We start from the raw sequence: 2,279 nt of genomic DNA, 5'->3' as shown, positions 1-2,279 counted from the left end.
GTGCTTGCCATTGGTAGCCTATGCTCGTGCGACATCGCCCCTGATGCGAAAGAAGTCCTTGCCGCCAATGAGGGACAATTCTGGAACATGCAGTTCAAACCGAATGAAAGGATCCAAATTGCATATCGTTTCCTTCGGGATGGAACCTGCATAAGATATGTGGTTCACAAAGACACGACGGTCACCTTGTTTGACGGGGGAGACGTAATTCTATCGCACGAATGGTCCATCGCCAACGACACGTTGTTGCTGGATGATATTCCCTTCCACATCGTGTCCGTGGCTCCCGACAGGTTAGTGCTGAAGCATAGTTCTGGCAAACGCACGGCGGCCTTAATAAAAGCGAATAAAGCTTATACTAGAAAGCAGAGCACCCCGTAATATCCGCCGTTGGTAACGGAGCATAGAGATTGAATTGCTTTCGATTTCACGTTCAGAAAAACGGTCGGAAGGTAAACGCGGCCATTCAGTTGAAGGAGGGTATGGCGAGCACGCCCAATAAGAAAATGGTACGTTTGTCAGGCTGCCTGCTTCTGGGCTTCGCTTTCTCCTCTGCTGTGAACGCTCCCCGACTCTTGTTGCCTTTTTTGCTGCTTGCGGCCGTGGGCTGCAAGAAAAACGACTTGGACCCCAATGGGCTGCCCAAAGCCACGCAAGAGGGGAAAAACACCGGCGGGTTCTTACTTGACGGCAAGGCGTCGGTGCCCAAACCCAGTTCCATCAGCACGGGCCGCCCGGTGAATGGCTACTGGCGCAAAACCCGGGGGGGACGGTCCCTGAGCCTCAGCCTTAGGCAGTTTTCAGTGGATGAAGACTGGGGCACGAGTTTCTATGTGCCCGACATCCGGCAGCCGGGCACCTTTCTGCTCAACCAGGAACCGACCCACCTCACCCCGCAGCTCAGCCCCAGCGTCGGCCAGTATACCACCCTGCGGCCGGGTCCCCGGCTCAGCTACTACACGGGCCCCGACGCGCCGGGCCAGCTGGTCATCACGCGCTTCGACACGGTCAATAACATCGTTTCGGGCACGTTTGAGATGACCCCGCGCGAGCCCAGCAGCAACGCTACCGTCACCATCACGCAGGGCCGCTTCGACCTGCACTTCGACCGCTAGGGCCGACACGCGACCGCCTTGCTGGTACTGCGCTACCGAACTGGTTTACCCCGGTCCTTACGTTCATTTAAACGGTGGTGGCTGTTGCAGAACTCCTCTCAGAACGCGTAAAGGGTGAAGTGCGTTGGGTCAACATGCTAGAAAGCCCCTGGGACGGCCTTTATTTTCGCTCCCTCGCGCGTCGAACTGGTGCTGAACACGAAGCCGGGAGTTCTGCAACAGCCACGGTGATTTGGAAAGTCTATTCCGGTGTCGTGGCGTTCACTCCCGCCTAGCAGCGCGGGTTATCCCAGTTGGGCTAGCAGCTCGAACAGGGGCTGGTTGACGTAGTAGTTGGAGTTGGCGTGCTTTTGCTTGATCAGCACGCCGTCCTCAGCCAATTTGTTCAGGTAACCAGCCGCTGTGGGCCGGCTCACGGCTAATTCCTGCTGCACGAATTCGATGCGGGTGTAGGGGTGTCGGAACAAGTTGTTGAGCAGGTCCTGGCTGTAGAATTTGTAGGGGCGCAGCCGCTGCTTCGTCTCCTGCATCAGGGCGCGCAGGGCCGTGATCAGGGCGATGCTCTCGCGGGCGGTCTGTTCGACGCCGGTGAGCATATACAGCAGCCACGGCTCCCACTGGCCGGTGTCGCGCACGGCCTGCAGGTGGTGGTAGTAATCGGCTTTGTTGTGGGTGATGAACCGGCTCAGGTAGAGCACGGGCCGGTCGAGCAATCCCTTCAGGACCAAGTACAGGATGTTGAGGATGCGCCCGGTGCGGCCGTTGCCGTCGTAAAACGGGTGGATGCTCTCGAATTGAAAGTGGAGCACGGCCATTTTCACGAGCGGGTCCGCCTCGTGCAGGGCGTCGTCGTTGAGGTACCGCTCCCAGTTGCCCATCAGGTCCAGGATGACGGCCGGGTCCTGCGGGGGCGTGTACACGACTTCTCCCCGCTGATTCTTCAGGGCGGTGCCCGGCAACCTCCGGTACCCACCGCGGTCGCGCTTGAGCTCCTCCTGGATTTGGGCAATGTGGTTGGTGCTCAAGAACCCGTACTGCTTTACCAGCGCCGTGCCCAGGCGCAGGGCCGACGCGTAGCGTTGCACTTCCTTGGCCGCGGGCGAGTCGCCTAGGTGGAGTTCGGCGTTGAAGAGTTCGTCGTGGGTGGTGATGATGTTTTCAATG

The 2,279-nt window shown here is 58.7% G+C and carries 3 protein-coding genes; 2 read left to right on the top strand and 1 reads right to left on the bottom strand.

Features of this window, described 5'->3' with window-relative positions; translation table 11 throughout:
* Positions 1–381 (top strand): hypothetical protein (locus tag ACP7AJ_RS21145; protein ID WP_426062220.1); only part of this gene is annotated, 381 nt, incomplete at its 5' end.
* 176 nt (positions 382–557) lie between these two features.
* Complete coding sequence (locus tag ACP7AJ_RS21140; protein WP_426062219.1) at positions 558–1,115, top strand: hypothetical protein; 558 nt, start codon at positions 558–560, stop codon at positions 1,113–1,115.
* Between the two features lie 284 nt (positions 1,116–1,399).
* On the opposite strand, the gene ACP7AJ_RS21135 is transcribed toward ACP7AJ_RS21140, so the two are convergent.
* On the bottom strand, positions 1,400–2,279 hold an 880-nt coding region (locus tag ACP7AJ_RS21135; protein ID WP_426062218.1), incomplete at its 5' end, for a Fic family protein.

This window comes from Hymenobacter sp. B1770 (assembly GCF_049896385.1).
In the GTDB taxonomy this organism is placed as follows: Bacteria; Bacteroidota; Bacteroidia; order Cytophagales; family Hymenobacteraceae; genus Hymenobacter.
The sequence above is the reverse complement of the archived record's forward strand: the minus strand, read 5'-3'. Positions and strand labels throughout refer to the sequence as shown.